General features: G+C 73.4%; 22 protein-coding genes. 11 read left to right on the top strand and 11 right to left on the bottom strand.

Features of this window, described 5'->3' with window-relative positions:
* Nucleotides 1–4: 4 nt before the first annotated feature.
* Both AB0I68_RS23085 and AB0I68_RS23080 read right to left on the bottom strand, forming a co-directional pair.
* Entirely contained in the window at nucleotides 5–1,417 is a 1,413-nt protein-coding gene (locus AB0I68_RS23085; RefSeq protein ID WP_363179232.1) for a HAMP domain-containing sensor histidine kinase, read from the bottom strand.
* A gap of 10 nt (nucleotides 1,418–1,427) precedes the next feature.
* Nucleotides 1,428–2,144, bottom strand: a complete 717-nt coding sequence (locus tag AB0I68_RS23080; RefSeq protein ID WP_363179231.1) for a response regulator transcription factor — start codon at nucleotides 2,142–2,144, stop codon at nucleotides 1,428–1,430.
* Between the two features lie 267 nt (nucleotides 2,145–2,411).
* On the opposite strand from AB0I68_RS23080, the gene AB0I68_RS23075 reads away from it, so the two are divergent.
* From AB0I68_RS23075 to AB0I68_RS23040, 8 genes are all read left to right on the top strand, one after another.
* Nucleotides 2,412–3,197 (top strand): amino acid ABC transporter ATP-binding protein, encoded by a 786-nt coding sequence (locus tag AB0I68_RS23075; protein ID WP_363179230.1) that lies wholly within the window; start codon nucleotides 2,412–2,414, stop codon nucleotides 3,195–3,197.
* Nucleotides 3,198–3,284: 87 nt separating this feature from the next.
* On the top strand, nucleotides 3,285–4,136 hold the full coding sequence (locus AB0I68_RS23070) for a glutamate ABC transporter substrate-binding protein (protein WP_363179229.1): 852 nt from the start codon (nucleotides 3,285–3,287) through the stop codon (nucleotides 4,134–4,136).
* A gap of 83 nt (nucleotides 4,137–4,219) precedes the next feature.
* The gene (locus AB0I68_RS23065; RefSeq protein WP_363179228.1) at nucleotides 4,220–4,894 is read left to right on the top strand and encodes an ABC transporter permease subunit; all 675 of its coding nucleotides are present in this window, start codon (nucleotides 4,220–4,222) and stop codon (nucleotides 4,892–4,894) included.
* On the top strand, nucleotides 4,891–5,784 hold the full coding sequence (locus AB0I68_RS23060) for an amino acid ABC transporter permease (protein ID WP_363179227.1): 894 nt from the start codon (nucleotides 4,891–4,893) through the stop codon (nucleotides 5,782–5,784). The genes AB0I68_RS23065 and AB0I68_RS23060 overlap by 4 nt, the downstream gene beginning before the upstream one ends.
* Nucleotides 5,785–5,987: 203 nt before the next feature.
* Entirely contained in the window at nucleotides 5,988–7,568 is a 1,581-nt protein-coding gene (locus tag AB0I68_RS23055; protein ID WP_363179226.1) for an FAD-dependent monooxygenase, read from the top strand.
* A 33-nt stretch (nucleotides 7,569–7,601) separates the two neighbouring features.
* On the top strand, nucleotides 7,602–7,688 hold the full coding sequence (locus AB0I68_RS23050) for a putative leader peptide (RefSeq protein WP_311318651.1): 87 nt from the start codon (nucleotides 7,602–7,604) through the stop codon (nucleotides 7,686–7,688).
* A gap of 61 nt (nucleotides 7,689–7,749) precedes the next feature.
* Entirely contained in the window at nucleotides 7,750–8,313 is a 564-nt protein-coding gene (locus AB0I68_RS23045; protein ID WP_363179225.1) for a cysteine dioxygenase, read from the top strand.
* Nucleotides 8,310–8,699 (top strand): rhodanese-like domain-containing protein, encoded by a 390-nt coding sequence (locus AB0I68_RS23040; RefSeq protein ID WP_363179224.1) that lies wholly within the window; start codon nucleotides 8,310–8,312, stop codon nucleotides 8,697–8,699. The genes AB0I68_RS23045 and AB0I68_RS23040 overlap by 4 nt, the downstream gene beginning before the upstream one ends.
* A 419-nt stretch (nucleotides 8,700–9,118) precedes the next feature.
* Here the strand turns inward: AB0I68_RS23040 and AB0I68_RS23035 are convergent, their stop codons facing one another.
* The 3 genes from AB0I68_RS23035 to recA all read right to left on the bottom strand — a co-directional run bounded on the left by AB0I68_RS23035 (nucleotide 9,119) and on the right by recA (nucleotide 13,461).
* Nucleotides 9,119–11,659 (bottom strand): FtsX-like permease family protein, encoded by a 2,541-nt coding sequence (locus AB0I68_RS23035; RefSeq protein WP_363179223.1) that lies wholly within the window; start codon nucleotides 11,657–11,659, stop codon nucleotides 9,119–9,121.
* Between the two features lie 95 nt (nucleotides 11,660–11,754).
* Nucleotides 11,755–12,273, bottom strand: coding sequence for a recombination regulator RecX (gene recX, locus AB0I68_RS23030; protein WP_363179301.1), 519 nt, complete (start codon nucleotides 12,271–12,273; stop codon nucleotides 11,755–11,757).
* A gap of 81 nt (nucleotides 12,274–12,354) precedes the next feature.
* Nucleotides 12,355–13,461, bottom strand: a complete 1,107-nt coding sequence (gene recA, locus AB0I68_RS23025) for a recombinase RecA (RefSeq protein ID WP_363179222.1) — start codon at nucleotides 13,459–13,461, stop codon at nucleotides 12,355–12,357.
* Nucleotides 13,462–14,254: 793 nt separating this feature from the next.
* Between recA and AB0I68_RS23020 the strand changes: the two genes are divergently transcribed.
* Nucleotides 14,255–15,022, top strand: coding sequence for a Clp protease N-terminal domain-containing protein (locus AB0I68_RS23020; protein WP_363179221.1), 768 nt, complete (start codon nucleotides 14,255–14,257; stop codon nucleotides 15,020–15,022).
* Here the strand turns inward: AB0I68_RS23020 and AB0I68_RS23015 are convergent.
* Together AB0I68_RS23015 and AB0I68_RS23010 are read right to left on the bottom strand one after the other, a co-directional pair.
* The gene (locus AB0I68_RS23015; protein WP_363179300.1) at nucleotides 14,970–16,079 is read right to left on the bottom strand and encodes an AI-2E family transporter; all 1,110 of its coding nucleotides are present in this window, start codon (nucleotides 16,077–16,079) and stop codon (nucleotides 14,970–14,972) included. The genes AB0I68_RS23020 and AB0I68_RS23015 overlap by 53 nt on opposite strands.
* A 228-nt stretch (nucleotides 16,080–16,307) precedes the next feature.
* On the bottom strand, nucleotides 16,308–16,502 hold the full coding sequence (locus tag AB0I68_RS23010; protein WP_266783889.1) for a DUF3046 domain-containing protein: 195 nt from the start codon (nucleotides 16,500–16,502) through the stop codon (nucleotides 16,308–16,310).
* A gap of 82 nt (nucleotides 16,503–16,584) precedes the next feature.
* Between AB0I68_RS23010 and AB0I68_RS23005 the strand changes: the two genes are divergently transcribed.
* A complete protein-coding gene (locus AB0I68_RS23005; RefSeq protein ID WP_363179220.1) occupies nucleotides 16,585–17,547 on the top strand; it encodes a hypothetical protein in 963 nt (320 codons plus the stop codon).
* A gap of 51 nt (nucleotides 17,548–17,598) precedes the next feature.
* Here AB0I68_RS23005 and AB0I68_RS23000 read toward each other — a convergent pair whose 3' ends face one another.
* From AB0I68_RS23000 to AB0I68_RS22985, 4 genes are all read right to left on the bottom strand, one after another.
* Nucleotides 17,599–17,907, bottom strand: a complete 309-nt coding sequence (locus AB0I68_RS23000) for an AzlD domain-containing protein (RefSeq protein WP_363179219.1) — start codon at nucleotides 17,905–17,907, stop codon at nucleotides 17,599–17,601.
* Nucleotides 17,904–18,602: an AzlC family ABC transporter permease gene (locus AB0I68_RS22995; RefSeq protein WP_363179299.1), complete on the bottom strand. Its 699-nt coding sequence runs from the start codon at nucleotides 18,600–18,602 to the stop codon at nucleotides 17,904–17,906. The genes AB0I68_RS23000 and AB0I68_RS22995 overlap by 4 nt, the downstream gene beginning before the upstream one ends.
* 114 nt (nucleotides 18,603–18,716) lie before the next feature.
* The gene (locus AB0I68_RS22990; protein ID WP_363179218.1) at nucleotides 18,717–19,976 is read right to left on the bottom strand and encodes a DUF2716 domain-containing protein; all 1,260 of its coding nucleotides are present in this window, start codon (nucleotides 19,974–19,976) and stop codon (nucleotides 18,717–18,719) included.
* A gap of 39 nt (nucleotides 19,977–20,015) precedes the next feature.
* A complete protein-coding gene (locus AB0I68_RS22985) occupies nucleotides 20,016–20,840 on the bottom strand; it encodes an AraC family transcriptional regulator (protein ID WP_363179217.1) in 825 nt (274 codons plus the stop codon).
* Nucleotides 20,841–20,921: 81 nt separating this feature from the next.
* Here AB0I68_RS22985 and AB0I68_RS22980 point away from each other — a divergent pair, with 81 nt between their 5' ends.
* The gene (locus AB0I68_RS22980; protein WP_363179216.1) at nucleotides 20,922–25,511 is read left to right on the top strand and encodes an ATP-dependent helicase; all 4,590 of its coding nucleotides are present in this window, start codon (nucleotides 20,922–20,924) and stop codon (nucleotides 25,509–25,511) included.
* Nucleotides 25,512–25,685 lie beyond the last annotated feature (174 nt).

Raw genomic sequence — 25,685 nt, 5'->3', positions numbered from 1 at the left:
GCGGTCAGGGCGTGTGCGGATCGTTGCGCGGGACGGCCACCGTCACCCGCAGCCCGTGCGGCGGGTTCGTCTCGTACGCGAGGGACCCGCCGCCCGCGGCGAGCAGGGCCCGGGAGATCGACAGGCCGAGCCCGGAGCCCTTGATGTTCTGGTGGCGGCCGCTGCGCCAGAACCGGTCGCCGACGCGGAGCAGCTCCTCGTCGGTCAGGCCGGGGCCGCGGTCGGCGACGACGACGTGCACGAAGGACCCGGCCGCGGCGACCGCCACCTCGACCTCTTCTCCCTCGGGCGTGAACTTGAGGGCGTTGTCGATGACGGCGTCGAGCGCGCTGGAGAGCGCGATGGGGTCGGCCCATCCCGTGACGGCGGTCCGGCCCGTCTCGGTGAGCCGTACGCCCTTCTCCTCTGCGTACGGACGCCAGGCCGCCACCCGTTCGGCGGTCAGCGCCCCGATGTCGGTCAGGCTGAGCTCGGCGGAGGTGTGCTCGGCCAGCGCCAGGTCCAGCAGGTCGTCCAGGACCTGGGCCAGCCGCTTGCCCTCGGTCCGCACGGAGGCGATCTCCTCGTTGCCCTCGGGCAGCTCGAGGGCGAGCAGCTCGATCCGCAGGAGCAGCGCCGCGAGCGGGTTGCGCAGCTGGTGGGAGGCGTCGGCGACGAACGCCCGCTGCTGCTCCAGGACCTCTTCCACGTTGTCGGCCATCTCGTTGAACGAGCGGGCCAGCCGTCTGAGTTCCGGCGGCCCGCCGGAGGCCGCGACGCGGGAGTTCATCCGTCCGGTGGCGATGCCGTGGGCGGCCGCGTCCAGGGTCCGGACGGGCTTGAGCACCCAGCTGGTGAGCCGCAGGGCGGCGCCGAAGGCCACGAGCATGGCGGCGGCGAGGCCGGCGACGATCAGCAGCCAGCCGTTGAGGATCCGGGCCCGCATCTGGTCGGTGGGCGACTCGGTGACGACGACCGCGACGACGTCGCCGTCGAGGACGACCGGGGAGGCGACGAGGAGTTTGCCGTGGGTCTGCCAGGGCCACACCTGGGCGGGGTCGTGGCTGCGCCGCCCGGCGAGGGCCTCCTCGAAGGCCCGGCGGCCCTCGCCCTGCTCCGGGAGCTGCCACCAGCCGGGGGCGCGGACCATGGCGTTGTCGTCGCGGTAGAAGATGCCCACCCGGATGCCGTACAGCTCCTGGTAGCGGGCGAGTTCGAGCTGGAGGGTGTCGCGCCGGTCGGCGGCGCCGGTGGATCCGGAGCCCTCGGCGTCGATGACGAACTGGGCGAGGGCGGCGAAGCGGGCGCTGTCGTCGATCCGGTCCACGACCACGCGCTGCTGCTGCCCGGCGGCCAGGCTCACGGCGAGCGGGAAGCCGAGGGCGAGCAGCACGCCCGCCATCAGGACGACGAGCAGCGGGAGCAGCCGGGCGCGCACGGTGGGGGCCCTAGGAGGCGGCCGGGGTGACGAGCCGGTAGCCCACCCCGCGGACGGTCTCGATGAGGGCGGGCATGCGCAGCTTGGAGCGCAGCGAGGCGACGTGGACCTCGAGGGTCCGCCCGGTCCCCTCCCAGCTGGTGCGCCACACCTCGCTGATGATCTGCTCGCGGCGGAAGACGACCCCGGGGCGCTGCGCGAGCAGGGCCAGCAGGTCGAACTCCTTGCGGGTGAGCGGTACGTCGGCGCCGTCCACGCTGACCCGGCGGGTGGGCAGTTCGATGCTGACCGGGCCGAGCCGGACCACGTCGGGGGCGCCCGTCCCGGTGGCGGCCGCTTCCTCGGAGGCACCGGTGCGCCGGGCGACGGCGTGGATGCGTGCGAGGAGTTCACCGGTGTCGTAGGGCTTGACGACGTAGTCGTCGGCGCCCATGTTGAGGCCGTGGATGCGGGAGCGGACGTCGGCGCGCGCGGTCACCATGATGACGGGGGTCGAGGTGCGCTTGCGGATCTTGCCGCACACCTCGTAGCCGTCCTGGTCGGGCAGGCCGAGGTCGAGCAGAATGACCCCGTAGGGAGTGACGTAGGGCGGCGCTCCTGCGGGCAGCAGGGCCTGCAGAGCCTCCTCGCCGCTGCGGGCGTGGGTCACCTGGAAGCCGTGCCGGGCGAGGATCGCGGACAGGGCGGCGGCGACGTGGTCGTCGTCCTCGACGAGCAGCAGTCTCATTGCGTCCCCCTTTCCTGATCAAGGGCCCGCGGTCAGGGCCACCCTGCATCCACGCCGATACGGAGGCCCACGTCAAGGGGCTTCCGGTCCGGCGCGCCTTCCGTTATGCACCCGGTACGAGCAGTCTGGCCCCGGCCACCGCGGTGCGTACGGAGCGTATCGGGGCGAGGCCGTATCGTTATGCTCAATTCTCCCTCAGATGTGATGACGGTGTGCGCGCCGCGTCACTACTGTCCTCCCAACCGAGGAGGACGGAGCAAGAAGCCGATGAGCGGAGTATCAGTGACCAAGGACGTGCAGGATGCGGCCGGGGCCGCGGACGACCTGGTCGTACTGAGCAACGTCAACAAGCACTTCGGCGCGCTGCACGTGCTTCAGGACATCGATCTGAGCATTGCCCGCGGTGAGGTCGTCGTGGTGATCGGTCCCTCGGGATCAGGCAAGTCCACGCTGTGCCGGACCATCAACCGCCTGGAGACGATCGACTCGGGCACCATCACGGTCGACGGCAGGGAACTGCCCTCGGAGGGACGGGAACTGGCCCGGCTGCGTGCCGATGTGGGCATGGTCTTCCAGTCCTTCAACCTGTTCGCGCACAAGACGGTTCTGCAGAACGTGATGCTGGGTCAGCTCAAGGTCCGCAAGACGGACCAGGCAGCCGCACTCGAGAAGGCGAAGTCCCTGCTGGACCGGGTGGGCGTCGGCTCGCAGGCCGACAAGTACCCGGCGCAGCTCTCCGGCGGCCAGCAGCAGCGTGTGGCGATCGCCCGCGCGCTGGCGATGGACCCGAAGGTGATGCTGTTCGACGAGCCGACCTCGGCGCTCGACCCGGAGATGATCAACGAGGTGCTGGAGGTCATGCAGCAGCTCGCCCGGGAGGGCATGACGATGGTGGTCGTCACGCACGAGATGGGCTTCGCCCGGTCTGCGGCCAATCGGGTCGTCTTCATGGCCGACGGAAAAATCGTCGAAGAGGCCGCGCCCGAGCAGTTCTTCAGCAACCCGCGCAGCGACCGCGCGAAGGACTTCCTTTCGAAGATCCTGCACCACTGACGGTCTTGTCTGGTAGTGATCCCCTGGCGGCTCAGAGCACACGTGTCGCTCGTCGTCCAACAACGTCTCATCCGAGGGAAGTTCACCATGAAGGTTTTCAAGGCCGGCGCGGCCGCAGCCGTGGCCGCTGTCCTCGCCCTGACCGCGACCGCCTGCGGCGGTGGCAGCAACAAGGCCGGTGACACCGGCTCCTCCGCCGGCGGCGGCAAGGACAAGATCGTCATCGGCATCAAGTTCGACCAGCCGGGTCTGGGCCTCAAGACCCCCGACGGCAAGTTCTCGGGCTTCGACGTCGACGTGGCGACGTACGTGGCCAAGGAGCTCGGCTACCAGCCCGACCAGATCGAGTTCAAGCAGGCCGTCAGCGCCGAGCGCGAGAACCTGATCTCGAACGGCGACGTGAAGCTGGTCGTCGCGACCTACACGATCAACGACAAGCGCAAGCAGAAGGTCGACTTCGCCGGCCCGTACTTCCTGGCCCACCAGGACCTGCTGGTCCGCGCCGACGACACCTCGATCACCAAGGCCGAGGACCTCAACAAGAAGAAGCTCTGCTCGGTCACCGGTTCCACCTCGGCGCAGAACGTCAAGACCAAGCTGGCGCCCGACGCCGACCTGCAGGAGTACCCGGGCTACTCCGAGTGCCTGACCGGCCTGGAGAACAAGGCCGTGGACGCGGTGACCACGGACGGCTCGATCCTCGCCGGCTTCGCCGCGCAGGAGAAGAACAAGGGCAAGTTCAAGCTGGCCGGCCTGAAGCTGAGCGACGAGCCCTACGGCATCGGCCTGAAGAAGGGCGACAAGGACCTGCAGACCAAGGTCAACGCCGCGCTGAAGAAGATGGTCGAGGACGGCTCCTGGCAGAAGGCGGTGGACAAGAACTTCGGTCCCGCCAACTACAAGGCCGACCCGGCCCCGCAGATCACCGAAGGCAGCTGATTCATCGGTGAGGTGCGCCGTCGCCTGCCTGCCTCGGGCGGCGGCGCACCTCACCGGCCATCCTGGGGAGAGCGCAGGGCAACGTGTTCGACTTTCTTACTTCCGGGCAGTACGACGTGCTCGGAGCCTTCTGGGTGACGGTTCAGCTCACCCTCTACTCGGCGGTCGGGTCCCTGATCTGGGGCCTGATGCTGGCCGGGATGCGGGTCAGTCCGGTCCCGCTGATGCGGGCCTTCGGCACCGCGTACGTCAACATCGTGCGCAACACGCCGCTGACCGTCATCATCATCGGCTGCTCGCTGGGTCTGAACCAGACCCTCGGCGTCACGCTCGGCGGCGGCACGTTCAAGGAGATCGGGTTCCGGCTCGCAGTCCTCGGCTTCATCGCCTACACCGGCACCTTCGTCTGTGAGGCGATCCGCTCGGGCATCAACACGGTGCCCGTGGGCCAGGCCGAGGCCGCCCGCGCGCTGGGCCTGAGCTTCTTCCAGGTGCTCACCCTGATCGTGCTCCCCCAGGCTTTCCGGGCGGTCATCGCGCCGCTCACGAACGTACTGATCGCCCTCACCAAGAACACCACGGTGGCGGCGGCCATCGGCGTGGCCGAGGCGGCCCTGCTGATGAAGGAAATGATCGAGAACGAGGCGGACGCGCTCTTCGCGGTCTTCGGGATCTTCGCCCTCGGTTTCGTCCTGCTGACCCTGCCCACCGGCCTGCTGCTGGGCTGGGTGGCCAAGCGAGTGGCGGTGAAGCGATGACCTCCGTTCTGTACGACACCCCCGGCCCCAAGGCCAAGGCGCGCAACTGGATCTACACGGCCGCCTTCGTGGTGGTGTTCGGGCTGGTCATGTGGTGGGTGCTGAGCACCATGGCCGACAAGGGCCAGCTCGATGCCGACAAGTGGAGCCCGTTCGTCACCGACAGCCAGGTCTGGACGACCTTCCTGCTGCCGGGGCTCGGCGAGACGCTGAGGGCCGGCCTCATCGCCATGGTCATCGCCCTGCCGCTGGGAGCGGTCCTCGGTATGGGCCGGCTCTCGGACCACCGGTGGGTACGGATCCCCGTGGGCGCCTGGGTCGAGTTCTTCCGCGCCATCCCGGTGCTGATGCTGATGCTGTTCGGCTCCGCGCTGTACGTGCGCTTCAGCGCCGTCAGCTCCGAACTGCGTCCGCTGTACGCGGTGGTGACCGGCCTCGTCCTGTACAACTCGGCGGTCATCGCCGAGATCGTCGTCGCCGGCATCCAGTCGCTGCCGCGCGGCCAGACCGACGCGGCCAAGGCGATCGGCATGCGCAAGAGCCAGATCATGACGTACGTCCTGGTCCCCCAGGCCGTGACGGCCATGCTGCCGGCCCTGGTCAGCCAGCTCGTGGTGATCCTCAAGGACACCGCGATCGGCGGCGCGCTGCTGGGCCTGGGCGAACTGCTGTCGATGAACCGGCAGATCTCCGCGAACTACAGCAACACCATCCCGACCCTCATCGTGATCGCGGTGCTCTACATCATCGTGAACTTCACGCTCACCACCTTCGCCTCCTGGATCGAAGGACGGCTGCGGAAGTCGAAGAAGGGCACCGGCGCGGTCGTCGCCGGGGACGTGGCCGAGGTCGACGCGGGCGGGGCGGCCGGCGTGGGCGAGGCCCCCTGACCCCCGGCCCGAGCCCCGGCGGACACGGCTCCCCGACGACGGGGGCCTGACACCCGGTCAGTACACTGGCGTGACACCTGTGGTGCGGCGGAACTCATCCGCCGCACCACACGGCGTTGGCCGGACCGGCGTCACTTGACGCAGGCACCTCCAGTGGGTTGCATACGTTCTGTGATCACATACCGGACATCGGGAGCCGCATCATGGACCCGGTGATCGTCGTCGGCGCGGGGCCCGTCGGACTGTCCCTGTCCCTGGCCCTGGCCGGCTCGGGCGTGCCCAGCGTCGTGCTCGACGAGGGACCCGGCAAGGACCTGCCCCGACCTGCCCGTACGGTCGTCCTGCACGAGGACACGTCGGCCATGGTCCACCGGCTGGGCTGTACGACGCTGAGCGACGAGGGCGCGCTCTTCGCCGCCTGGCGCACCATGCGGCGGCGCGGCCGCACCGACGACGCCAGGCGCATCACCTTCGAGGACCGCCAGGCCCCCCTGCACCTGCCGCAGCACGCCCTCGCGCGCGGGCTGCGCGACGCCGCGGCCGCACATCCGCTGGTCCAGCTGGTCACCGACAGCAGACTGGACGCCCTCGAACAGGACGGCCGCGGGGTCACCGCCCACACCCGGGGCACCGAGACCACGTGGTGGCGCGGGAGTTACCTCGTCGGCTGCGACGGGGCCCGCTCCACCGTGCGCAAGCTGCTCGGCGTCCGCTTCCCGGGCCGTACCGCCGTCGAACGGCACGCCGTGGCCGCGCTGCGCACCGAACTCCCCTGGCCGGGCGAGGCGCTGCTGTACCGCGACCCGCCGCAGGAGACCACCGCCCGGCCGCTGGCCGACGGGGTGTGGCGGCTGGACTGGCTGCTCCCGGGCCGCGGGGATCTGGTCACGCCCGATGCGCTCGTCACCCTGATCCGGGACACCCTTGCCGTGTGGTGCGGGGGCACCACTCCCCCGTACGACCTCCTCGACACCGGGGTCCACACGCTGCACCACCGGCTCGCCCGACGCTGGCGGGACCGTCGCGCCTTCCTCGCCGGGGACGCCGCCCACCTGCTGGGCGCGCTCGGCACCCAGGGGGTCGACGAGGGGCTGCGGGACGCCGAGAACCTCGCCTGGAAGCTGAGCCTGGCCTGGCACCAGGGCGCCTCCGAGGCCCTGCTCGACAGCTACGAGGGCGAACGGCGCACGGCGGTCGCGGCCCGGCTGCGCGCCGCCGACCAGGCGATGCCCGTACTGCGCGGGGGCGGCGGGCTGCGGACGTACCTACCCGGCGCCACCCGCTCCGGCGAGCTGCTGCTGACCGACGGCCACTTGGGGCGCGGGCCGCTGGGCGCGGTGCCGACGTACGCGCCGCCGGTGGCCGTGCGCGAGGTGCCCACCGACACGGAGCCGGGCGGTCAGGTGGCCAATGTGCCCGTCACCGCGCCCGACGGGGCAACCGTGCCGCTGCGCGACCTGCTGGGCCGGGGCCGCCTGCTGGTGGTCCTGGTCGCCCCGGGCACCGGGGTCTGGGACCGGCGGCACTGGCTGGGCGCCGGGCTGATGCCCCGGCTCGCGGCGGCCGTGAGCGCCCTCCCGGTCCGCACCGAACTGCTGGTCGCGGACGGCTACCCGGGGGCTCCGGCGCACACCGTGCTCCTGGTCAGGCCGGACGGGCATCTGGCGGCCACCTTCGCGGGCGTGCGGCCCGCGGAGCTGTACGAGGCGGCGGACACCGTCCGGCGGGGGGCGCCCGCCCCGCTGGAGGAGTCGTCGACCGCGCATCCAGCCGTGATCGATTGACCGGTCTCCGGTCCGCGTGCTTCACTCGCGGACATGACCGGCAACGACGTACGCCTGTGGCGGAGGGTCCATATGGACCTGCTCCGCTACGCGGGCTGCGTGTGTCGCCCTTCCTGCTGATTCGCCTTCCCTCCCGCGCTCCGCGCGCACTTTCGCGAACCCCCAGGACGGTCACGCCCCCATGTCTGCGCCCCTTGCACCCAGTGCATCCACTGCGCCCCTCTCACCTCCGCACGCCCCCGCGCACGCCTCTGCTGTGACGGCCGCGGAACTCCTCGACTTCGCCCTGCGCACCGCCGCCGACCCGGCGGTCATCGACTCCCTCCCCCTCGACCCCGAAGGCCGTACCTGGATCCGCCTCGACGGGCCGGGCGGCAGCGAGGCCTGGGTGATCGGCTGGCCGCCGGGCACCGGCACCGGCTGGCACGACCACGCCGAGTCGCAGGGCGCGTTCGCCACCGCCCGGGGCCGCCTCAGGGAGCACTCCCTGGCGGTCCGGCTCCCCTCGGAGGGCTGGCGGAGCCTGGAACTCGCCCCTGACCTGGACCGCAGCCGCAGCCTGGGCGCGGGGACGGGTCGGGCCTTCGGCGAGCACCACGTCCACGAGGTGCTCAACGAGTCGGCGGCGGAGCACGCGGTGTCGGTGCACGCGTACTACCCGCCGCTGCCCCTGATCCGCCGCTACAGCCGCACCGGCCAGGTGCTCACGCTGGAGCAGGTCGAGCGCCCGGCGGACTGGCAGTGAGCGCCGCACCGATCGGCATCGACGAGCTCTTGGAGCAGGTCCGGTCCGGCTACCGCCGCGTCGATGCGCAGGAGGCGTACGCGGCTTCCCGCGAGGGGGCGCTGCTGGTGGACATCCGCTACCAGGCACTGCGCGAGCGCGACGGCCTGATCCCGGGTGCGCTGGTGGTCGAACGCAACGAGCTCGAGTGGCGCCTCGACCCCCAGGGCTCGCACCGCGCTCCCGAGGCCACCTCGCACGACCTCCCGGTGGTGGTGATCTGCAACGAGGGCTACGCCTCCTCCCTCGCGGCGGCCTCCCTCCACACCCTGGGCCTGCACCGCGCCACGGACCTGACCGGCGGCTTCCAGGCCTGGAAGGCGGCGGGCCTGCCGGTCACCTCCTGACGTACCCCTCGCACGGCGCGGCCCCGGCGGGCCGCGCCACTTGACGTACCCCTCGCACCGCCCGGCCCCGGCGGCCTCCCCGGCTTCGGGCCACTGCGCCGAACTCCGTCCGGCGTCGCCTGGGCCGGAGGCCGGACGGCGCCCAGGCCGGGCTGGACGACGCAGGCCCGGGCACCCTGGGCCACTGCCCTGACCAGCCAGGCCCGGGCAGCCACGGGCCCTCCGGCCCGTCCGGCCCGTCCGGCCCGTCCGGCGATTGAGGGCCGGTCCGGGCAGCGTCCTGGTGGAAATCCCCCGGACGAAGTCTGGGGGAGGTGGACGGGCGGGTAGGGGATCGGCGCCGCAGGCCACGTAAGCGCAGGGCCCGGGGCCGCATCGCCGAAGCGGTGCGGCCCCGGGCCCGCGGGGGCGGCGGCCCGCTACCTCGACGTCGCCACCTCCACCGGAGGGACCCGCAGGGCGACCCGGCCCGGCAGGGCGGTGGCCGCCAGGGCCAGCAGCCCCGCCACCCCCAGCACCGCCACGTACACCACCGGCAGCACCGCCGGGGCGGCCGCTCCCGTCATGCCCACGCTGAACGCGGTCAGTACGGCCAGCGAGATCCCCGACCCCAGCACCGCCCCGATCAGCAGCACCGCCAGCGCCTCCGTGCGCAGCATCCGCAGCACCTGGCGTCGCTTCGCCCCCGCCAGCCTCAGCATCGCGAACTCCCGGAAGCGCTCCGCCGTGGACATCGCCAGCGTGTTGACCACCGCGATCGCGGTGAAGGCCAGCACCAGCCCCATCGCCAGCAGGTTGATCTCGGAGCCGGCCTGCCGGCGCTCCGCCCGTACCTCGTCCGCGTCCCGCGCGGACAGCACCCCGACCCCCGGGAACCCGCGGACCGCCGCGGACAGCTGCTCCCGCCCGGTCCCCGGCTCGGCCGCCACCAGGACGCTGCTCGCCAGCGGGTTGTCCACGTGCGCCGCGACCAGGTCGTGCGGCAGCGTCAGGTCCCCGAAGCCCAGCCCCCGGGCGTACACGGCCGAGGCGGTCAGGGTGACCGGGGTCCCGTCGCCCAGCGCCAGCTGCAGCGGGCTCCCCGGCTTCAGCCCCAGCTGATCGGCGGCCAGTTCGCTCACCGCCACGTTCTTCTCGCCGAATCCGTCCAGGCTGCCGCTCGTCACACCGGGGTCCCAGGTCCGGGTCAGCCCGGCCGGGGTGACCCCCTGCGCGCCGTACTTCGTCAGTCCCACCCGTACGGACGTGTGCACGATCTCGGTGGCCGCCGTGACCCCCGGCGTCCGGCGGATCCTCTCCGCGGCCTCGCCGGTGACACCCGGACCCTGCGCGGCCAGCACCCAGCCGGCCCGGACCCCGTCGCGGGCCTGCGCCCGGGCGGCGTTGCCCAGCGTCGGCGTGATGAACAGGACGGTGCAGGTCATGCCGATCAGCAGCGCGAGCGGGGTGACGGCGGAGGCCATCCGGGTGGCGTTGCCGCGCAGGTTCGCGGTGGCCAGGTGCCCGCCCGGGCCGGCCAGCCGCAGCGGCCCGGCGAGCAGCGCGGTCGCGCCCCGGACCAGCAGCGGGCCGAGCAGTGAGACCGCCCCGGCGAGGACCACGACCGCCAGGAAGGTCACCGGGGTCGACGCCGGCTCGGTGCGCAGCGCACTCAGCACGACGACCAGGACCACACCGCCGGCGAGCAGCAGCACCCCGGCCGCGATCCGGATCCACGCGGGCCGGCCCCGCTCGACGGCGGCTTCGGCGAGCGCCTCGGCCGGGCGGATCCGGGCGATCCGCCGCCCGGTGATCCGGGCCGCGGCCCAGGCTCCGAGCAGGCTCGCGCCGACGGCGGCGAACATCGGGAAGATCCCGGCGGTGCGCTCCAGGTTGGCGGGGACGACGCCGCTCTCGATGAACCGGCCGTGCAGCCAGGCGGCGAGCGGGAGCCCGGCGAGCGCCCCCGCGACACCGGCGGCCAGGCCCACGACCAGGGCCTCGCGGCCGATCATGCGGCGCAGTTGCCTGGGCGTGGCGGCGATGGCGCGCAACAGGGCGAGTTCGCGGTAGCGCTGCTGGACGGAGAGGGCGAAGGTGCCGACGACCACGAGGATCGCGACGAGCAGCGAGGTGCCGCCCATCGCCCCGCCCATGGAGACCAGTTTGCTGCGTGCGCCGGCCGCGTCGAGGAACTCCACGGGCCCGCGTTCATCGCCGGAGCCGACCTGCGCGCCGGTGCCCTTGAGCGCCTGCTCGATGCGCCCGGCCAGCTCACCGGCGGCGACCCCGGGCGCCGGCAGTACCCCGATGGCGGTGACCTGTCCGTCGCGGTCGGCCAGCCGCTGTGCCTCGGCGTCGCCGAAGAACAGCGCGTTCTGCCGCGCGAGGTCGCCGCGGGCGGTCTGCGCGATCCCGCTCACGGTGTACGTCTTCGGCTCACCGGTGGCCTGCACGGTGAGCCGGGCGCCGGTCTTCAGCCCCGCGCGGGCGGCCAGTTCACGGTCGACGACGACCTCGCCGCCACCCTGGGGGGCGCGGCCCTCGGTGAGCGTGAAGGGGGTGAGCGCGGCGGATGTCCAGGCGTGCCCGTACGAGGGCTTCGCGCCGCCGGGGGCCTTGACCAGCGGGACGGCCTGGAAACTGAGCTCCGGAACAGCCCGCTCGACGCCCGGCACGGACCGGACCGTGTCCACGGTGGAGGCGGGGAGCCAGGCTCGCTCGGAGACGGGCTTGGCCTTGTGCTTCGTCTTGGTCTTGCCCTTCTTCTCCTTGACCGTGTTCTGGTGGACGTTCTGGTCCGCGGAGACGACGACCGGCGTGGCCGCGTAGCGCTCGGTGCCGATCTTTCCGCGGAGTCCGGTTTCCAGGAGCGTGCCGCAGGCGGTGATGAGGGCCGCCGCGCACAGGAGTGCGACGAAGGAACCGAGGAAGCCGGCCTTGCGGTCCCGGACGGTCTGGAGGGCGTAACGCAGCATCATGCGGCCAACTCTGCCGCCGGGCCTGCTTCTTGGCAGTGGAGCGCCCCGCCGTCTCGCCCGGGGGCTATCCCCACCCCCGGGCCCGGCCGCGGAGGTCAGAATCCCGGGTGGCCCAGGTCGTCCGCGTCCGTGCCGGCGTCGCCCTCTTCCTCCAGCGCACGCCGGACCACCCGCAGGGCCATGCCCTCCGGGTACCCCTTGCGGGCGAGCATCCCGGCGAGCCGCCGGATCCGCTTGTCACGCTCCAGGCCCCGGGTGGCGCGGAGCTTGCGCTCCACGAGTTCCCGGGCGGTCTGCTCCTCCTGGTCGGAGTCCAGCTGTTCCAGGGCCTCCTGGACGAGGGTGGCGTGCACCCCCTTGGTGCGCAGCTCCTGGGCGAGCGCCCGACGGGCCAGGCCCCGGCCGCGGTGCCGGGACTCGACCCAGGCCCCGGCGAAGGCGGCGTCGTCGATCAGGCCGACCTCCTCGAACCGGGAGAGGACCGCCTGCGACACCTCCTCGGGGATGCCCCGCTTGTCCAGGGCGTCCGCGAGCTGGCGCCGGGTGCGAGGCATCCCGGTGAGCAGGCGCAGGCAGATCGCCCGCGCCTGCTCCTCGGGGCTTTGGGGCGGCAGTTCCTGGCGGCCTTCCCGGCCGCCTTCGCGACGGCCCTCCCGGCCGCCGTTCCCGCCGCCCCTTTCCTGCTCCCGCACGGGTCAGCTCTTGGCGACGGCGGCCTTGGCCGTCGTCTTGGCCTTCGACGCGGGGGCGGGCACGGCAGCGGCCTCGGCAGGCGCACCGGCGGCAGCCTCGTCGGCGGCGTCCTTGCGCACGCCCACGCCCAGCTTCTCCTTGATCTTCCGCTCGATCTCGTTGGCGAGGTCGGGGTTGTCCTTCAGGAAGTTGCGGGCGTTCTCCTTGCCCTGGCCGAGCTGGTCGCCCTCGTACGTGTACCAGGCGCCGGCCTTGCGCACGAAGCCGTGCTCCACGCCCATGTCGATCAGACCGCCCTCACGGCTGATGCCCTGGCCGTAGAGGATGTCGAACTCGGCCTGCTTGAACGGCGGCGCGACCTTGTTCTTGACGACCTTGACGCGAGTGCGGTTGCCGACCGCGTCCGTGCCGTCCTTGAGGGTCTCGATGCGGCGGATGTCGAGGCGCACGGAGGCGTAGAACTTCAGCGCGCGGCCACCGGTGGTGGTCTCCGGCGAGCCGAACATCACGCCGATCTTCTCGCGGAGCTGGTTGATGAAGATCGCGGTGGTCTTGGACTGGTTGAGTGCACCGGTGATCTTCCGGAGCGCCTGGCTCATCAGTCGGGCCTGGAGACCCACGTGCGAGTCGCCCATCTCGCCCTCGATTTCCGCGCGCGGCACGAGCGCGGCCACGGAGTCGATGACGATCAGGTCGAGGGCACCGGAGCGGACCAGCATGTCCACGATCTCCAGCGCCTGCTCGCCGGTGTCCGGCTGGGACAGGATGAGGTTGTCGGTGTCGACGCCGAGGGCCTTCGCGTACTCGGGGTCGAGCGCGTGCTCGGCGTCCACGAAGGCGACGGTGCCGCCGGCCTTCTGTGCGTTGGCCACGGCGTGCAGGGTCAGGGTCGTCTTGCCGGAGGACTCCGGGCCGTACACCTCGATCACGCGGCCGCGGGGCAGCCCGCCGACGCCGAGGGCGATGTCCAGCGCGGTCGACCCGGTGGGGATGACCTCGATGGGGTCGTTCGGCTTGTCGCCGAGGCGCATGACCGCACCCTTGCCGAATTGCCGTTCAATCTGTGCGAGAGCGGCGTCGAGAGCCTTCTCGCGGTCGGTGCCTGCCATGGGTTCCACCCGGTTTGCTTGAGTCGATCGCTTCACGCCATTGACGCTAACGCCTGCCACTGACAATGCGCTCCCACGTCCGGTTCGGCTGTGGATAACTCATCAGAATGGATGTTCGATTTCCCTGTCAAGCGCACCCCTCCCCACCCGGCGGGGGCCGCCCCGCGGGGCCCGCCCGGGTCCGCGGGCACCGGGTCCGACCCCGCGCATCGCCCCGGCCACCAGGCAGGCCCACACTCGGAGCGGGGCGCAAAGTCGGGGGCGACGGTGTGGGTCTACATCTTCCCGGGTTCGGCCGTTCCGCTGCTCGGTGTGACCTTCGCCCGCATCCCACTGCAGCGCGGGCTCGGCCCCGAGGGCCGGGCGGACACCGGGGCACTCGGCCTGTACGAGGCCGCGCACCTGGACGGCGGCCCGCAGCGGGTCGCCGAAGTGACACTCACCACGCTGCACCTGGCCGGGATGCTGCCGGTCGACGCCGGCGGCCGGGTCGGGGCCGGCGTACGGAAGCAGCCTCCGGCGGCCGACCCCGTCCAGGCGGACGCAGCGGGGCCGCCCCGCCGGCAGCGGCACGCACACGACCGGATCCGGATCCCGGAGGGCCGCCACGTGGTCGCGGGGTCGCGGCGGCCGGCGAGTGCGGGGTACTCGCGTCACTCACGTCGACACTCACGAGGGTCAGGCATACGAACCGGCCACATCCTGACTGCATATCGGCCACTCACGGGACTCCATCCACCAACTGACAACCTGGGGTTGACGCCTCTTGGACTGTCAACCTACGGTTGCACCCATGACGAACCCTTCAGCGGAACCCGTTCGCATGACCAATCCGGTACGCCTCGACGATCTGATCGAGGCCATCAAGAAGGTCCACACCGACACCCTGGAGCAGCTCAGCGGCGCCGTCGTCGCCGCCGAGCACCTCGGCGACGTGGCCGACCACCTCATCGGGCACTTCGTCGACCAGGCCCGCCGTTCCGGAGCCTCCTGGACCGACATCGGCCGCAGCATGGGCGTCACCCGCCAAGCCGCCCAGAAGCGCTTCGTCCCCAAGGCCGACAAGGGCGAGGGCGGCGGCAACGACCTCGACGCCGCCCAGGGCTTCGGCCGCTTCACCGACCGCGCCCGCAACGTCGTCGTGACCGCCCAGAACGAGGCCCGCGCGGCCAGCCACGCCGAGATCCGCACCGAGCACCTCGTCCTCGGCCTGCTCGCCGAGCCGGAGAGCCTCGCCGCGCTCGCCCTGCGCGCGCAGCAAGTCTCGGCGGACGACGTACGCGCCGCCGCGACGGCCGCCCTGCCCCCGGCCTCCGAGAACCTCCCCGCCCTCGTCCCCTTCGACGCCTCCGCCAAGAAGGCCCTGGAGCTCACCTTCCGCGAGGCCCTGCGCCTCGGCCACAACTACGTCGGCACCGAGCACATCCTGCTCGCGCTCCTCGAACTCGAGAACGGCGAGGGCGTGTTCAGCGACCTCGGAGTGGACAAGGCCGCCGTCGAGGCGACCGTCACCGAAGCCCTGGCAGCCTTCCTCGCCTCGGCCGAGGCGGAGAAGAAGTAGCCGGATCCCCTTCCGCCCCTGCCGCCCCTTCCGTCAGCGCGTACCGTTTCACGTACGCGCCGAGGAAGGCCTGCAGCGTGGCGACGGCCGGGATCGCGATGAGCGCCCCGACCGCGCCGAGCAGGGCGGTGCCGGCGATGACCGAGCCGAAGGCCACCGCCGGGTGGATGTCCACCGTCCGCGCGGTCAGTTTGGGCTGCAGGACGTAGTTCTCGAACTGCTGGTAGACCACCACGAATCCCAGTACGTACAGCGCGTACCAGGGGTCGACGGTGAAGGCGATCAGCATCGGCAGCGCGCCCGCCAGGTAGGTGCCGATGGTGGGGATGAACTGGGAGACCAGGCCCACCCACACCGCGAGCGCGGGCGCGTACGGCACGTCGAGGACCGCGAAGACGACGTAGTGCGCGATGCCGGAGACCAGCGCCATCAGTCCGCGCGAGTAGAGGTAGCCGCCGGTCTTGGCGACGGCGATCTCCCAGGCGCGCAGCACCTCCGACTGCTTCGCAGGGGGCAGTACGGAGCACAGTGCGCGCCGCAGCCGCGGCCCGTCGGCGGCGAAGTAGAAGGAGAAGAGCCCGACCGTCAGCAGCCTGAAGAGTCCGCCGAGCACGGTGGCGGAGACGTCGAGCACGCCGGTCGCGCTGTTCTGTACGTACTTCTGCAGCCAGTCGGAGTGCAGCAGGCTGTCCTGGATCGCGAGCCGGGACAGCTTGGTGTGGAAGGTCGTGTTGATCGAGTCGATCACCGAGTCGAGGTAGCGCGGGAAGCCCTCCACCATGTCGACGATCTGTCCGGCGAGCATCGAGCCGAGCAGGACGACGAAGCCCGCGGCCCCGGCGAACACCCCGAGGAACACCAGGAAGGTGGCGAGCCCGCGGCGCATGCCGCGGGCCGACATCCGGGCCACGGCGGGTTCGATCGCGAGCGCGAGGAAGAACGCGATCAGGATGTTGACGAGCAGCCCGGTCAGCTGGTGGAAGGCCCAGCTGCCGAGCTGGAAGCAGGCGATGAGGGCCAGGACGAGGACGACGGCGCGCGGCAGCCAGCGCGGCATCCGGGCCCCGGCCGCCGCCGGGGCGACGGCCTCGCCGGGAGGCCCTGCGCGATCGGCGGGGAGCGGCTCGGTCCGGCCGGTCGCCGCTTCGGCCGACGCATTCCCATCGGCCGGATCGGTCGTCTCGGTCGGATCGGTGGTGTCGGTCGTCACGGTCGTCTCATCGGTGGCTGCCACACGGCCCAGTCTGTCCCACCCGCCGCGCGGACGGGGAAACGGCCGCCGGCGTCAGCGCAGCGAGGCCGGCACGTCCATCGCCGAACACACCGCGCGCCACACGTCCTTGGCCTCCCAGCCCGCGTCCAGCGCCTGGTGGACGGTGCGTCCGCCGAGCTCCGTCATGACGTGGTCCCGTGCGAAGGAGTCCGCGTAGGCCGCACCGAAGTGCTCGGCCATCCGCTCCCAGAAAATCGTCAACCGCATGCCCCCAGTATCCCGCCCCGGGAGAGTGCACCGGCGCTGTTCGCCCCCCGCTCCCGCGGCAGCGCCCCCTACGGTTTCACGCATGCCTGGAGACGAAGCTTCCTCGCTGACCCCGCCGACTCCGCCGGCCCCGCCGACTCCGCTGGCCCGCGCCGAGCAGTTCATCTGGCTCACGGCCCGGGTGCTGGAGCAGCGGCGGTTCGCGTTCCACTTCCTCGGCGGGGACCCCGACGCGGTGGACACCGCCCTCGGCTCGTACCTCAACGCGGACGGCGGCTACGGCCACGCCCTCGATCCGGATCTGCGCGGTCCGCTCAGCCAGCCGCTGCACACCGCGCACGCCCTGCGGGTCCTGGACGGCCTGGGCCGCTGCGCCGGGCAGCGGATCGAACGGCTGTGCCGCCATCTGACCCGGGTCTCCACCGCGGACGGCGCGCTTCCGGTGCGCCTCCCGGCCCCGCGCGGCCATCCCGCGGCCCCGTACCACCCGGTGCACGACAACCCGCCCGGTGAGCTGCTGACCACGGGCCCGGTCGTCGGAGTACTGCACCGCAACCGGATCTGGCACGCGTGGCTGTTCCGGGCCACGGACTTCTGCTGGGACCGGGTCGAGACCCTGCGCCGCGCGCACCCGTACGAGGTGCAGAGCGCGGTGGCCTTCCTCGACGGCGCCCCCGACCGGGCGCGGGCGGCGGCGGCCGCGGACCGGCTGGGGCGGCTGGTGCGCGAGCAGCGGCTCGTCGTGCTCGATCCGCGCCGCCGCCAGGAGTTCCCGCCGTACCCGGGCTACGCGCCGGGCGAGCAGCTGTTCCCGCACGATGTCGCCCGCCGGCCGGAGTCGCTGGCGCGCGGCTGGTTCACCGACGAGGAGCTGAGGCGTTCCCTGGACTTCCTGGCCGCCGCGCAGCAGCCGGACGGCGGCTGGCCGGTGCGCCGCCTCGCATGGGCGCCGGGCAGCTCGCTGGAGCGGCGCCCGATCGCCACCCTGGAGGCCCTGCTGACCCTACGGGCGTACGGACGCCCCCTGGCCGGCGGTCCGGCCTAGGGGGTGTCCGGCGGATCACGGCCGGGCCCGGGCCTGATCCGCCGGACACCCCTAGCCGCCCAGGACCCGGGCGGCTGCGGTGACGACCACGGCGGCGCCGACCACGGTCAGGAACGGGGCCCGCAGCAGCAGCGCGAGCCCGGCGGCGGCCAGCCCCGCGGCGCGGGCGTCGAGCACGAGCGCGTGCCCGGTGCCGAAGGTCTGCTGGGCGGTGAGCGCGGCGAGCAGCGCGACGGGCAGCAAGGCGGCGAGCCTGCGCACGAGCGGCCGCTCCAGCGCCCCGGCGGGCACGAGCAGCCCGGCGAGCTTGACGGCGTAGCAGCCGGCGACGGTGAGCCCGATGGCGATCCAGACGTTCACGAGCGGCGTCCCTTCAGCCAGAGGATCACGGGGGCGGCGAGCGCGGCGCCGAGCACCGGCAGCCCGGCGGGCAGTACGGGGAGCAGGCCCAGCCCGAGGACGACGGCGAGCGCGGCGGCGGCCCGCTCGGTGGCGGTCTTCAGCATCGGTGCAAGGAGGGCCAGGAAGACGGCCGGTCCGGCGGCGTCCAGCCCCCAGGCGGCGGTGTCCCCGAGGGCCTCCGCGCCGAGGGCACCCACCAGGGTGGTGAGGTTCCACAGGACGTACAGGCTCAGCCCGGTCACGGTGAACCCGAGCCGTGCGGACCTGCGGTCGGGCTGGGCCAGCGCCACGGCTGCGGTCTCGTCGATCACCCAGTGGGCGGCGAGGGGCCGCACGGCCCTCGGCAGGGCGAGCAGCTGCGACAGCCGCAGCCCGTAGAAGGCGTTCCGGGTTCCGAGGAAGAAGGCCCCGGCGGCCGCGGTGAACGGGTTCCCGCCCGCGGCCAGCGCCCCGACCAGCGCGAACTGCGAGGCTCCGGTGAACGCCAGCAGGCTCAGCACACAGGCCTGCAGCGCACTGATCCCGGACCCGGCGGCGGTCACCCCGAACGCGAACCCGGACAGCCCGACGGCCACCCCGACCCCGAGCCCGTCGCGTATGACGGCGCCGCGCGGCCGGCCTGCCACCCCGTCGGGGGTCTCCTGCATCACCATCTGGCCTTCTCCCACCCCGCGACCGTACGCAGGGCGGGGCGATCCGGTCTTGTACGTTCTTGCACGCGGGACCGGGGACCGGGGCAGGGGACCGGGACGGGGGCGGGGGCGGGCTCAGCCCCGGCGCCGCACGGGCTCACCGAGCAGGGCGGTCAGCCCCGCCTCCACCGCGCCGAGCAGCCCCCCGCCGAAGACGGTCAGCGTGTGCTCCCAGGGGTGGCCGAAGGTGCCGAAGCGCAGTCCGGGATCCACATAGAGGTAGAAGTCGCCGTCCGGATACGCCTGGCCCGGACACTCCGGCTCCCCGGGGCCGCCGACCCGGTGGGGGTCGAAGGCGTAGCAGGGGTGCTGCCAGTCCAGCCAGCACACCTGCTCCCCGGCCGGGGTGACGGCCGTCAGCCCGCGCAGGACGATCCCGTCCAGCGCATCGGTCAGCTCCTCCTCGGGGTCGCCGAGCGGCCAGGTGGCGGACGGGCCCGGGGCGGCGAAGCCGGGCATGTCCACGACCTTGGTCCGGAAGCCGAACTCGCTTCGCAGCCGGTCCCACAGCACGTCCTCGTCCGACCCCGCGAGTTCCCGTACGGGCCGGGTCCGGGCCGGGGTCCCGGCCGGGTCCAGCCGGAAGGTGCGTACGGTCGTGAGCTCGGCGAAGCCCGTCGCGAGCAGGGCCGTGCGCAGCTCCCCCTCGGCCTCGGCGGCGCAGTACGCCGCAGCGCGCCGGCGGTGGTGGCTCGCAGCCCCGAGCGGCGCCCAGTGCCGTACGAAGGCGGCGGCCGTGGAGGGGTCGGTCAGCCCGCCGACCAGCATGAAGTCGGTGCCGCGGGCGATCTCCATCCAGCCCGCGGCCACCACCCGCCCGTGCTCGATCAGCACGGAGACGTCCCCCGGGTCGCAGCGCCAGCCGCGGTCGGCCTCGAGCTCGGCGAACGGCTTGGCGTGCGGCCCGCTCGCGGCGGCCAGCGCCCGCCAAGGGGAATCCGCCCGGAGGCCCCAGACCGAGCGGAGCTCGGGGTCCCGGCCCGGCGCGAGCCGCGCGAGATCCGCGACGAGCAGCGAGCGCGGGGCGTCCGCCGTGAACCCGGCCGCGGCCAGCTCTTCCGCCAGACCCGGCGGGTCCTCCCCGTACACCTTCCACCGCGCGCCTTCGCCGCGTGCCGCGAAGGCCTCCCGCTGCCGCCGCACCAGCCCGGCCAGGTCGGCGCGCGGGGTGTGCGCGAGCGGCCGGTGACCGACCGTCCCGTGTGTGCCGTAGTGCGTGCGGACGAAGGGGCCGTCCTGCTCCACCACGGCGCCCGTCGGCGGCCGCTCGGGCACCCGGCCGCGCAGCTGCGCCGTGTACGCCCCCAGCAGCCGGGCCTGCTCCAGCCGGTCCATCCGTACGCCCCTCCGAGACCAGGATCCTCGGCGGGCAGCCTAACCGGCCCGCTCCCGCCGGTAGGCGCCCGGCGGGACGCCCACGATCCGGGTGAAGTGCCGGTTCAGGTGCGGCTGGTCGGTGAAGCCGACGGCGACGGCCGCCTCGGCCGGCGGGGTGCCCGCGTCCAGCAGTCGGCGGGCCCGCCGGACCCGGGCGTCGGTCAGCCAGGTGTGCGGCGGCATCCCGTACCGCTCCCGGAAGGCCCGGAGCAGGGCGAACGGGCTGGTCCCCAGTTCCGCGGCCAGCCGGTCCAGCGACGGCGGGTCCGCCATCCGCTCCTGGAGCACCGCCCGGGCCGCCTCGGCGTCGACGGCGCCGGCGCTGCGGACCGTACGGACGGGCAGCGGCCCGGCGTGCCGGGTCAGCATCCGCGCCACGGCGCCGCGCAGCAGTGTGTCGGCGGCCAGCGCGTTCCCTTCCTCGGCGGCCCGGTGCACCTCGGTGATCACGTGCGAGGTCTGCGGGTCGGGGACCGAGTCGGCGGTGAAGCCGGGGTTCCCGCGCAGGCCGGCGATCTCCGCGGCCACCTCGGCGATCAGCTCCCGGGAGGGGTACAGGGTGGCGTACGCCCAGCCCTCCGGGACCCCGGCCCGCGCGGTGTGCGGCACCTCGGGGTTGATCAGGACCACGCTCCCCGGCCCGGCCCGCACGATGCCGCCGGGCAGGCCGACCTCCTCGACGCCGCCGGTCACCGCCGCGATGACGTACCCGTCGTGGGCGTGGCGCGGGAAGGTGTGGCGTACGTAGTGGGCGCGCAGCAGGTCCAGCCCGGGCAGTTCCGCGTACCGCCAGTGCCGGGCCCACTCCCGCTCATCCGCCATTCCCCCATTCTGCGCCTTGCCCGGTCCGGGTGTTTTCCCAGGTCCGGGGCCCTTGTCGGTGCCCGGGTGCAGGATGGGGGCATGGCCGGCTCTGCACTCGATTCGTTCTCCCCCGCGACCCGCTCCTGGTTCACGGGGGCCTTCGCCTCGCCCACCTCCGCGCAGGAGGGAGCGTGGCGGGCCATCCGGGAGGGCTCCGACGTGCTCGTCGTGGCACCGACCGGCTCCGGCAAGACCCTGGCCGCCTTCCTCGCCGCCCTCGACCAGCTCGCGTCCGCCCCGCCGCCCGCCGAGCCCAAGAAGCGCTGCCGGGTGCTGTACGTGTCCCCGCTGAAGGCCCTCGCGGTCGATGTCGAGCGGAACCTGCGCAGCCCGCTGACCGGTATCCGCCAGGAGTCGGTCCGCCTGGGCCTGCCCGAGCCGGAGATCCGGGTGGGGATCCGCTCGGGGGACACCCCGCCGGCGGAGCGGCGGGCGCTGGCCACCCGGCCGCCGGACATCCTGATCACCACGCCGGAGTCGCTGTTCCTGATGCTGACTTCGGCGGCGCGCGATGCACTCGCGGGCATCGAGACGGTGATCCTGGACGAGGTGCACGCGGTCGCGGGGACCAAGCGCGGCGCGCACCTGGCCCTGTCCCTGGAGCGGCTGGACGAGCTGCTGCCCCGCCCGGCGCGCCGGATCGGGCTGTCGGCGACGGTCCGGCCGGTGGACGAGGTGGCCCGGTACCTCGCGCCGCGCGGCAAGGCCGAGATCGTCCAGCCGCCCTCGGCGAAGGAGTTCGACCTGTCGGTGGTCGTCCCGGTGCAGGACATGGGCGAGTTGGGCGGCTCGCCTGCCACCGAGGGGAAGGACGGCGGAGACAAGCCCTCGATCTGGCCTCATGTGGAGGAGCGGATCGCGGACCTGGTCCAGGCGCACCGTTCCACGATCGTCTTCGCCAACTCGCGCCGCCTCGCCGAGCGCCTGTGCAACCGGCTGAACGAGATCGCGTACGAGCGCGCCATGGGCGAGAAACTGCCCGACGGGTCGCCGCCGGCCGAGATCATGGCCCAGTCGGGGGCCGCCCAGGGCGCCCCGCCGCTGCTGGCGCGGGCACACCACGGCTCGGTCTCCAAGGAGCAGCGGGCGCTGGTGGAGGAGGATCTCAAGGCGGGCCGGCTGCCCGCCGTGGTTGCCACCTCCAGTCTGGAACTGGGCATCGACATGGGCGCCGTGGACCTGGTGGTGCAGGTGGAGTCCCCGCCCTCGGTGGCCTCCGGACTCCAGCGCGTGGGCCGGGCCGGGCACCAGGTGGGCGCGGTCTCCACGGGGGTCGTGTTCCCCAAGTACCGCGGGGACCTGGTCCAGGCGGCCGTGGTCACCGAGCGGATGCGCACCGGGTCAATCGAGTCGCTGCGCATCCCGTCGAACCCGCTCGACGTCCTCGCGCAGCAGCTGGTCGCGATGACCGCGATGGACACCTGGCAGCTGGACGAGCTGCTGGCGCTGGTGCGGCGGGCGGCGCCGTTCGCGGCGCTGCCGGAGTCGGCGTTCACCGCGGTCCTGGACATGCTGGCGGGCCGCTACCCGTCCGACGCGTTCGCGGAGCTCAGACCACGGGTCGTGTGGGACCGGGTCGCGGGGACGATCACCGGCCGGCCCGGAGCCCAGCGGCTCGCGGTCACCTCCGGCGGCACCATCCCCGACCGCGGGCTGTTCGGCGTCTTCCTCGCGGGCGCGGACCCGAAGAAGGGCGGCGGCCGGGTCGGCGAGCTCGACGAGGAGATGGTCTACGAGTCCCGCGTGGGGGACGTGTTCACCCTGGGCACCACCTCCTGGCGGATCGAGGACATCACCCGCGACCGGGTCCTGGTCTCCCCCGCCCCCGGGGTCCCCGGCCGGCTGCCGTTCTGGAAGGGCGACCAGCTGGGCCGCCCCCTCGAACTGGGGCGCGCGGTCGGTGCGTTCCTGCGCGAGCTCGGCGGCCTGCCCGACGAGGACGCCCGGCTGCGCCTGCTGGCGGCCGGCCTCGACGCCTGGGCCGCGGAGAACGTCCTCGCCTACCTCGCGGAGCAGCGCGAGGCCTGCGGCCACGTCCCGGACGACCGGACCATCGTGGTCGAGCGGTTCCGCGACGAGCTCGGCGACTGGCGGGTCGTCGTCCACTCCCCCTTCGGCGCCCAGGTCCACGCCCCGTGGGCGCTGGCCCTCGGCGCCCGCCTCGCCGAGCGGTACGGGATGGACGCGCAGGTCATGCACGCGGACGACGGGATCGTGCTGCGGCTGCCCGACGCGGACCTGCTCTCCATGGACCTGCTCGACCACGACCCCTCGGCCCCGCACGCCTTCGAGTTCGACGACGAGCAGGCCCCGCTGGGCGCCGCGGACGTCGCCTTCGACCACGGCGAGATCAACCAGATCGTCACCGACCAGGTGGGCGGGTCCGCCCTGTTCGCCTCCCGGTTCCGCGAATGCGCGGCGCGCGCCCTGCTGCTGCCGCGCCGCAGTCCCGGCAAGCGCACGCCGCTGTGGCAGCAGCGCCAGCGGGCCTCCCAGCTGCTCCAGGTGGCGTCGGAGTTCGGTTCGTTCCCGATCGTGCTGGAAGCCGTACGGGAATGCCTCCAGGACGTGTTCGACGTGCCCGGCCTGACGGAACTGATGGGGGACATCGAGGCGCGCCGGGTCCGCCTGGTCGAGGTCACCACCGCCGAACCGTCCCCCTTCGCCCGGTCGCTGCTCTTCGGGTACGTCGCCCAGTTCCTGTACGAGGGGGACTCGCCGCTCGCCGAGCGCAGGGCGGCCGCGCTCTCGCTGGACTCCCGCCTGCTGGCGGAGCTGCTCGGCCAGGCGGAGCTGCGCGAACTGCTCGACGCGGAGGTGCTGGAGGAGCTGGAGCGGGAGCTCCAGTGGCTCACCGAGGACCGGCGGGCCAAGGACGCCGAGTCGGTCGCCGACCTGCTGCGCCTGCTCGGCCCGCTGACCACGGCCGAACTGGCCGAGCGGGGCGCCGACCCGGCCTGGCCGAAGGCGCTGGCCCGGGCCCGCCGGGCCATCGCGGTCCGGATCGGCGGCGCGGACCACTGGGCGGCGATCGAGGACGCGGGCCGGCTGCGCGACGCGCTGGGCACGGCGCTCCCGGTCGGCGTCCCGGAGGCGTTCACCGAGCCGGTCAAGGACCCGCTCGGCGACCTCCTGGCCCGGTACGCCCGCACCCATGGGCCGTTCACGACGGCCGCCGTGGCGGCCCGCTTCGGCCTGGGCGCAGCGGTGACGGAGGGCGCCCTGCACCGGCTCGCGGCGGCGGGCCGGGTGGTCCAGGGCGAGTTCCACCCGGCGGGCATCGGCCAGGAGTGGTGCGACGCCACCGTGCTGCGCAGGCTGCGCCGCCGCTCCCTGGCGGCGCTGCGCCAGGAGCTGGAGCCGGTCCCGCCGGCCTCCCTGGCCACGTTCCTGCCGCAGTGGCAGCACCTGGGCGGGGCCCTGCGCGGCATCGACGGCCTGGCCCGGGCCGTCGAACAGCTCCAGGGCGCCCCGGTCCCCGCGTCGGCGCTGGAGCGGCTGATCCTCCCCTCGCGGGTCACGGGGTACTCCCCGACGCTGCTGGACGAGCTCACCACCACCGGGGAGGTGGTCTGGGCGGGCGCCGGGGCCCTCCCGGGCAAGGACGGCTGGGTCTCGCTCTACCTGGCGGACGCCGCCCCGCTGCTGCTGCCCCCGCCGCACCCGCTGGAGCTGACGCCCCTTCACCAGTCGATCCTCGACACCCTGTCCGGCGGGTACGGGCTGTTCTTCCGCCAGCTCGCGGAATCGGTCCGCGCCAAGTGGTCCGAGGCCACGGACCTCGAACTGTCCGAGGCCGTCTGGGACCTGGCCTGGTCGGGCCGGCTGACGAACGACACCCTGTCCCCGCTGCGCTCCCTGCTCGGTTCTGGCCGTACGGCGGGCGCCACCGCCCACCGGGCCCGGCGCACCGTCCCGCGCGGCCGGTACGGGACGCTCAGCGCGCAGGTGTCCCGCCCGGGCCCGCCCACGGTCTCCGGCCGCTGGTCGCTGCTGCCCTCCCAGGCCCCCGACCCCACCCACCGGGCCCACGCACTGGCCCGGACCCTGCTGGACCGGCACGGCGTGGTCACCCGGGGCGCGGTGGCCGCCGAGGGCGTGGAGGGCGGCTTCAGCGCGGTGTACCGCGTCCTGTCGGCCTTCGAGGACAGCGGGCAGGCCCGCCGGGGTTATGTGGTGGAGGGGCTGGGCGCGGCCCAGTTCGCGATGGACGGAGCGGTGGACCGGCTGCGGTCGGCCGAGCGGACCCCGCCCCCGCTGGCGGCGGTGGTCCTGGCGGCCGCCGATCCGGCGAACGCGTACGGGGCGGCCCTGCCCTGGCCGGAGCCGCCGGCCGGGGCCACCCACAAGCCGGGCCGCAAGGCGGGCTCGCTGGTGGTCCTGGTCGACGGCGAGCTCGTCCTGTACCTGGAGCGGGGCGGCAAGACGCTGCTGGCCTGGCCTCCGGCGGAGGACCCCCGTCTCGCGGCGGCCACCGCGGCCGTGGCGGCGGCCTCCCGGATGGGCGCCCTCCCGGCGCTCACGGTGGAACGCATCAACGCCGCCCCGGCGTTGACCTCACCCCTGGGCCCGGCCCTGGAGGCCGCCGGTTTCCACGCGACCCCGCGAGGCCTGCGCCTGCGCTCGTGAGGACGGTACTCCCGGGGGCTGACCCAGCCCCCCGTCGTACCGAGGGTTCCACTTACGTTCCACTTATGTACTGGGCATGTCACGAAGCGGCCTCCGAACTGGCGGAGGCTCTCCTGGATCGACTATCAAGATCCAGGAAGACAACGCACAGGGCGATTCCCAGCCGTGTGCACA

The organism is Streptomyces sp. NPDC050448 (assembly GCF_040655295.1).
Taxonomy (GTDB): Bacteria; Actinomycetota; Actinomycetes; order Streptomycetales; family Streptomycetaceae; genus Streptomyces.
Note: the sequence above shows the minus strand (reverse complement) of the source record. Positions and strands in the feature narration are given on the sequence as shown.